General features: G+C 50.0%; 5 protein-coding genes. All 5 read left to right on the top strand.

What is annotated here, in order from left to right; genetic code table 11:
* Positions 1–8: 8 nt before the first annotated feature.
* The gene (locus ACOJS8_RS01895) at positions 9–2,324 is read left to right on the top strand and encodes a sulfatase-like hydrolase/transferase (protein ID WP_420146833.1); all 2,316 of its coding nucleotides are present in this window, start codon (positions 9–11) and stop codon (positions 2,322–2,324) included.
* Between the two features lie 148 nt (positions 2,325–2,472).
* Positions 2,473–4,308: a sulfatase-like hydrolase/transferase gene (locus tag ACOJS8_RS01900; RefSeq protein WP_420146834.1), complete on the top strand. Its 1,836-nt coding sequence runs from the start codon at positions 2,473–2,475 to the stop codon at positions 4,306–4,308.
* Between the two features lie 11 nt (positions 4,309–4,319).
* Positions 4,320–4,712 (top strand): rhodanese-like domain-containing protein, encoded by a 393-nt coding sequence (locus tag ACOJS8_RS01905; RefSeq protein WP_420146835.1) that lies wholly within the window; start codon positions 4,320–4,322, stop codon positions 4,710–4,712.
* A 10-nt stretch (positions 4,713–4,722) separates the two neighbouring features.
* On the top strand, positions 4,723–6,141 hold the full coding sequence (locus tag ACOJS8_RS01910; RefSeq protein ID WP_420146836.1) for a sulfatase: 1,419 nt from the start codon (positions 4,723–4,725) through the stop codon (positions 6,139–6,141).
* A 2-nt stretch (positions 6,142–6,143) separates the two neighbouring features.
* On the top strand, positions 6,144–7,547 hold the full coding sequence (locus ACOJS8_RS01915; RefSeq protein WP_420146837.1) for a sulfatase: 1,404 nt from the start codon (positions 6,144–6,146) through the stop codon (positions 7,545–7,547).
* Positions 7,548–7,750: the final 203 nt, after the last annotated feature.

The raw sequence follows: 7,750 nt of genomic DNA on the forward strand, positions 1-7,750 counted from the left end.
TTTTTACCATGAAAAAGACTCCTCTTTCTTTGAATAAATTCTCGCTCGCAGCCTGGGCGTTGCTTGCCACTACGTCCGCCACCCGAGCGCAATATACGCCCGTCCAGCCCTACAAAGGCGCTATTGGCAAAACCGTAGCCGAAACACAGCAGTGGTGGCCCGATCGAAAAAAAGCTCCGCAGGGTGCTCCAAACGTTGTCTGGATTTTACTGGATGACATCGGCTTCGGGGCGGTAAGTTCTTTTGGAGGATTAATCCAGACGCCTACATTGGATAGCCTGGCGTATAACGGCCTTCGTTACACCAATTTTCATACAACCTCCATCTGCGCTCCCACGCGTGCAGCCCTTCTGACAGGTCGGAATCACCATTCGGCTCATATGGGTCTTTTTCCGGAGAATGCCGTCGGAACGCCTGGCTACGATGCCCAGATTCCGTTTGAGAAAGCGACAATAGCCGAAATTCTGAAAGAGAATGGCTACAATACGTTTGCCTTAGGCAAATGGCACATTACGCCCCTGGCCGATCTGACGCCGGCTGGGCCGTTCAACCGGTGGCCAACGGGTCGTGGATTTGATCACTTTTATGGATTTCCGTCGCGGGGCAGTACTGATCAGTGGCATACCGAATTCTGGGAAGATACCCGTCGGGTGAAAGATGCGCAGAATGGCAGGCATTTCAACGAAGTCCTGGCCACCAAGGCGATTGAGTACGTAACGGAACAGAAATCAGCCGCACCCGACAAACCGTTTTTCCTCTACGTAGCGACCGGAGCCGGGCATGCTCCCCACCAGGTAGCGAAAGAGTGGTCGGATAAGTACAAAGGCAAATTTGATGCGGGCTGGGATGTTTACCGTGAACAGGTATTGGCCAATCAGATCAAGTTAGGTGTTGTACCAAAAAACACAGTCCTACCTCCCCGCAATCCAGGCATTAAAGAATGGAACACATTGTCGGCGCCGGAAAAGAAGCTCTACGCTCGATTTATGGAGGTTTACGCCGGTTTCCTCAGTTACACCGATTATGAAATTGGTCGAATTGTGAACCATCTCAAACAGATTAGGCAACTCGACAATACGTTAATTTTCGTATCGGTAGGCGACAACGGCGCCAGTAAGGAGGGGACTTTCGTAGGTACAGTCAATAACTTCGATCCGGAAATTTCGGAAGATGAGCACTTGAAGAAAAACCTGAAGGAAATCGACCTGATCGGTACCGAGTTTTCCAAAGCGAATTATCCACTGGGTTGGGCAGCCGCTACCAATACGCCCTTCCGGCAGTGGAAACAGGATGCCAATACGGAGGGCGGCACCCGCAATCCGCTGATTGTTTTCTATCCCAAAGGCATTAAAGAAAAAGGTACGTTTCGGACACAATACAGCCACGTCATCGACATTCTGCCAACGACTGTTGAACTGATCAATGCTCAGATTCCGCAGAGTATCAACGGGTACAAACAGGACCCCATCGAAGGAACGAGTCTGGCCTATAGCCTCACCGACGCTCAGGCAAAAGACCGGCACACGCAGCAGTATTACGAAATCCTGGGAACGCGTTCGATTTACAAGGACGGCTGGAAAGCCGGTACGCTTCACGTTAAGAAGCAGCCATTCGATCAGGATAAATGGGAGTTGTATAATTTGAATGAGGATTTCAATGAATTGCACAATCTGGCGGCTAGTCAGCCCGAAAAACTGAAAGAACTGCGTGATTTGTTTGAAAGTGAAGCGGTTAAGTACAACATCTATCCGCTGAAAGATGGTACGCCACCAACCGTTGGGCCATCGGCCTATAAGAACCTGAATCAGGTGGTGTTGTATCCGGGCATTCAAACGCTGATCGACATTGCCAGTCCACTTGCCGGGAAGCAAGCCTTTACACTCACCGCCGACGTAACGATTCCGCCCAACGGAGCTGAAGGCGTTTTGCTATCGCGCGGTGGACGAGCCGGAGGTCTCAGTTTATTTATCCAGAACAGGAAGCTGCAATTTGTGTATAATCTGGGCGATGGCACCAAATACACGGTTCAGTCGAAGGCTACGCTTCCGGCCGGTAAAGCGCAACTACGTGTTGATGTTCGTTTTGACGATCAGAAAAAAAGCGGTCAGATCAACCTATACATCAATGGGTCCAAGGAAGGAGAAACAGTGTTTGGACGTAGCATTGCCACAATTTATTCGCACGAGGGCGTTAACGTTGGTTTCGATGATCTGACTCCAGTTGCGGATACGTATAAAGTGCCCTTCGCTTTCAACGGCAAAATCAACAAAGTCACGTTTGATTTTGAATCACCCCAGCAATCGTACCTGAAAACTGAAAAATGATACGTAGTGGTTTGGATGGCAGTCCGCGCAGCCGAAAGCGGATGTAATAGCCATGAGCATTTGCCCACTGCTACGCGGATGCCATCCATACGACTACATGCTCTGATTTGTAAGTGTTATTATTGACCAATCAGACACTCAAAGATTTATGATAACCATAAGTAAACGCATAATCGGCCTGCTACTGCTGGTCTTTTTTCAGGCAAGGGCACAAAGTCCTGCTGACCGCCCAAATATTCTCTGGATCGTTAGTGAAGACAATAATACGTCGTTGATTGGCTGCTATGGAAATCCGTACGCGACAACGCCCAATATTGATCAATTCGCGAAAGAGAGTATTTTGTATAAAAATGCGTTTTCGACGGCTCCTGTTTGTGCCCCTTCGCGTAATACACTCATTACGGGAATGTATCCGCCCTCGCTGGGCACCGAGCATATGCGCAGTACGTATCGGGTACCGACCTTTGTAAAATTCTTTCCAAAGTATTTACGCGAAGCAGGTTATTACACGACGAATAACTCGAAGAAAGATTACAATACGACAGATCAACTCGATGCGTGGGATGAGTCGAGTGATTCGGCGACCTATAAAAAGCGGAAAACAGGCCAGCCGTTCTTTGCTGTGTTCAATCTGTTCGTATCGCACGAAAGCGGCTTACACCAACCCCTGCCCTCGCTACGTCATGATCCAGAAAAAGCCCCAATTCCGCCCTATCATCCACGTACCGCCGAGTTTAAACACGACTGGGCGCAGTATTACGATAAGGTAGAAACGATGGATCAGCAATTCGGCAAGCTGCTGAACGAATTAACCGAGGCTGGCCTGGCCGAGAATACTATTGTGTTCTATTACGCAGACAACGGCGGGGTGTTGGGACGTAGCAAACGGTTTATGTACGAATCGGGACTGCACGTGCCGCTGGTGGTTCATCTGCCGAAGAAATACGCGCATCTGGCGAAGGCGAAAGCCGGATCGCAAACCGATCAGCTCGTTACGTTCCTGGATTTTGCGCCGACTATTTTAAGTCTGGTCGGCATTCAGGTTCCGGACTATATGCAGGGGCAGGCATTTCTGGGTACCCAGCAAAAACCCGAACGGCAATACGCTTATGGTTTTCGGGGACGGATGGACGAAGCCATTGATTTGTCGCGGTCGGTACGGGACAAAAAATATCGGTACATCCGGAATTACCTACCGCATAAAATCTACGGCCAGCATCTGGATTATTTGTGGAAAGCCCCGTCCATCCGATCCTGGGAAGCCGAGTACAAAGCTGGTCGACTGAATGAGATCCAGTCCCGATTCTGGCAACCCAAACCGACGGAGGAATTGTACGACGTAGCGGCTGACCCGGACAATATTCACAATCTGGCTACTGATCCACGATACGCGAAAGAACTGCTCCGGTTACGTCAAGCGAATGAGCAATGGCTTCGACAAAGTACCGATGTCGGTTTTATTCCCGAAGCCATCCTGTCGAAAATTGCCAGCCAGACACCCTTGTACGACTACGCCAAACAGGGAAAATACAATACAACCCGGATCATCGAAACCGCTACGTTGGCTTCCTCGCGCAACTCAGCGGATGCGGGTGAAATTATCAGACGACTCGCAGATACCGATCCGGTTGTCCGATATTGGGCGGCTACGGGCTGCACGGTATTGAAACCTGCTTCAGCAAAAGCGTCGCTACAGAAATTACTGAGTGACCCGGAAGCCGCCGTTCGGATTGCCGCAGCTGAAGCCCTCTATCAATTAGGCGAAAAAGACGAACCAATTAACGTACTGAAACATGCTCTAACCGATGCCAGCCGCCCGGTACGCCTACAGGCACTCAGTGCGTTGCAAACGTTTGGCAAGGACGCTAGTTCGGTAACAGACGTGGCGAAGGAGATCATTACGAAAAATCCGGCAACTAATCCAATCAACGATTTCTACGATGTACGGGCTGCTCAAACCCTACTGGAATCCATCAATCGATGACAAGTCAAACCATGAAAAAATTACCGCTCCTCTTTTTGGCCATCTTTCTGACACTTAGCGCGTATGCACAAACTAGTCAGGGTACATTAGGCGATACACACAAATCGCCGGAAGCGATTCTGCAGGAAGTAAAAACCGGGAAAGCCTATCTGGTCGATGTCCGTACCCCCGAAGAATACGGAGAAGGCCATCTGGCCCATTCAAAAAACATTGACTTCCGGGCAGCTGATTTTAAATCACAAATCAGTAAGCTGGATAGAAGCAAGCCGGTGTATCTTTATTGTCGTTCGGGCAACCGGAGCGGCAAAGCAGCCGATACGTTGCAGACCCTGAATTTCAAGGCTGCGTACAATATTGGCGGTTTTGTCGACCTGAAAGCGGCCGGGTTGCCCGCTGAACCTTAACCGATACACGATGTACCCTTCTCCAAAAAACAGCTCGCTGCTCAGTCTGATTCTGCTGATCTATGGCAGTGTCTTCACCGGATTTGCCCAGTCACAATCCGCGAAGAAACCCAACGTCATTATCATCATGGCCGATGACCTGGACAGTCGGCAGTTAAGTTGCTACGGTGGAAAGAACTTACGCACCACGCATATTGATGCGTTGGCAAGTGAGGGCATGAAATTCAACCAGATTTATACGTCCGAAGCCATGTGCGTACCGACACGGGCATCGCTGTTTACGGGCCTGTATCCGGTACGTCATGGGTCGTTTCAGAATCACAAACCGGTTTATGACAACCTGAAGAGCGTTGGACACTATCTGGCTGACCTGGGCTACCGCGTCGGCCTCACAGGTAAAGATCACAGCACCAAACCCAAAACCGTTTTCCCGTTTGAGATCGTGAAAGGTTTCGAGCCAAACTGCGTAGCGCCGACGGACGACTATGACCTGAACGATGTAAAGGAATACATCACGCGTACCAGCCAGCCATATTGCCTATTTGTCATGAGCATCAATCCGCATACGCCCTGGACAGTCGGCGACACGACTGAGTTTAACGCCGATAAACTTATTCTGCCCAAAAACTGGGTCGATACGAAAGTAACCCGGCGTCAGTTCATGAAGTATCTGGCAGAGGTCCGGCGGCTTGATAATCAGGTGGGCGACATTACCCAACTTCTGAAAGAAACCGGTCAGGATAAAAACACGATCGTCATATTTCTGGGCGAGCAGGGGGCGCAGTTTCCGGGTGCTAAATGGAACCTGTGGGACGTCGGTCAGAAGAGTTCGATGCTGGTCAAATGGCCTGGTACAGTTAAACCCGGTACCCAAACTGATGCGCTTGTTCAGTACGAAGACATTACGCCCACACTCATCGACGTAGCGGGCGGTAAGCCCATCGCTGGACCATCCAGTCTGGGACTAGATGGCAAAAGTTTTCTACCCGTGCTGTTCGGGAAAAGTACAAAAGCGCGGGAGTACGCCTATGGCATTCATAACAACATTCCGGAGGGCAATCCTTATCCGATACGTAGCATTCGCGACACCCGCTACAAACTCATTCTGAATCTGACGCCGGATCAGGCGTATTACAACCGCTTCATGATGAATGCCAAAAAACAGGATCCTGATTCAGTGTGGTCGTCCTGGACGAAACAGGCTGTCAGCGATCCGGCCGCCAAACGTATCACCGAGCGGTTTGAGAAACGCCCCGCCGTCGAATTCTATGATACGCAGACCGATCCGTGGGAGCTCAACAATCTGGCGACCAATCCGGCCTATCAGGAACGTATCAGTCAATACCGGAAGAAACTGGATGACTGGATGAAGCAGCAGGGCGATACGGGGGCCAGCCTGGATATTATTTACACTAAAAAGAAGGAATAGTCATGCAAACTTGGGGTAAACTCAGCGCACTATTGCTTGTTTCTCTGCTGATCGGGAACTCGGTTTTCGGGCAAACGGCGAAGAAAAAACCAAATATTGTCTTCATTATGGCCGATGACCTGGGCTATACGGATCTGGGTTGCTACGGCAACCCGTATATCCGAACACCCAACATTGACAAACTGGCGAAAGGCGGGTTGCGGTTTACCCAGGCTTATTCCGCCTGTCCGGTTTGTTCGCCATCTAGAGCCGCTATTTTAACCGGAAAACATCCGGCCCGGCTGCACCTGACCAATTTTATTGCCGGTGACCGAAAAGATACCAACTCGCCGATAGTACCCGCTAAATGGACAAAATACCTCCCTTCTTCCGAAACAACGCTGGCCGAAATTCTGCAGCGCCATGGCTACCAAACGGGTATGGTCGGAAAGTGGCACCTGGGTAATGCGGACTCTACGGCACCAGCGGCTCAGGGGTTTGCATTCGACCGGGTAATCGATAAAAATGGGCTGGATTATTACAATTATACCATTACCGCAAAAGGAAAAACGGTTTTTGAGGATAAGGGAACCCACTACCTGACCGACAAGCTGACCGACTATGCCGTTGAGTTTATTGATCAAAATAAAACCCATCCCTTCTTTCTTTACCTCACCTATTCCGCTCCGCATATCATGCTGGTGCCCAGGTCCGACAAGCTTAAGTATTATTTTAATACGTACGCGACGCGCTCGAAGGGCAAGTACAATCCCAACTACGCGGCCATGATCGAGAGCATGGACGATGGAGTCGGGCGTGTGGTAGAGCAACTGGCTAAGCACAAACTACTTGACAGTACCATTCTGGTTTTTACGTCCGATAACGGAGGTTTAGGTCTCCCCGAGCTTGGCCCTACGCCTACGAATCTGGAACCGCTACGTGCCTGGAAAGGGCACGTTTACGAAGGCGGCATACGTATTCCGCTGATCTTCTGGTGGAAAGGGCAAATCCCGGAACGTAGTGAAACAAAAAATTACATAACAGGAACTGACTTTGTCCCTACGTTCCTGGAAGTACTTGACAGTAAAGAGCATCCGGACAGCCCGGATGGAAAGAGCTTTTACCAGGTTCTGAAAAAGCCCAAGCAGCCCACCGACCGGGGAGCGATTTTCTGGCACTATCCGCATTTCAGCAATCAGGAAGGGCGACCTGCGGCTGCCATTCGCCAGGGAGACTACAAGCTGGTTGAGCTGTACGAAACCGGTAAACTCGAACTGTATAATCTCAACGACGATGTTTCTGAACGTAACGATCTGTCGGCAAGCCTACCGGAAAAGACAAAGGAGCTGGCCGAGCTGCTGAAAAAATGGCGCTCGGAGGTTAAGGCCAATATGCCAGAACCCAATCCTGATTATAAAAAATTATAGACTAAAAAGGCGATGCGGCTTAATAAACCCGCTACCTATTCACGGATGAAAGGAATTTTTGTAAGTCTGGCGCTGCTAACGCTTGCGCTCAGTACGTCAGTTGCTCAGCAAAAGCCCCGAACATCGGCTAAATCGACGGCCAGTAAACCCAACATTATTCTGATTATGGTAGACGATATGGGCTATTCAGACTTGGGTTCGTA

This window comes from Spirosoma sp. (assembly GCF_048594605.1).
Classification (GTDB): Bacteria; Bacteroidota; Bacteroidia; order Cytophagales; family Spirosomataceae; genus Spirosoma.

Coding starts and splice junctions, on each gene's coding strand:
- ACOJS8_RS01900 (WP_420146834.1), top strand. CDS start 2,473: ATGATAACCATAAGTAAACGCATAATCGGCCTGCTACTGCTGGTCTTT.
- ACOJS8_RS01895 (WP_420146833.1), top strand. CDS start 9: ATGAAAAAGACTCCTCTTTCTTTGAATAAATTCTCGCTCGCAGCCTGG.
- ACOJS8_RS01915 (WP_420146837.1), top strand. CDS start 6,144: ATGCAAACTTGGGGTAAACTCAGCGCACTATTGCTTGTTTCTCTGCTG.
- ACOJS8_RS01910 (WP_420146836.1), top strand. CDS start 4,723: ATGTACCCTTCTCCAAAAAACAGCTCGCTGCTCAGTCTGATTCTGCTG.
- ACOJS8_RS01905 (WP_420146835.1), top strand. CDS start 4,320: ATGAAAAAATTACCGCTCCTCTTTTTGGCCATCTTTCTGACACTTAGC.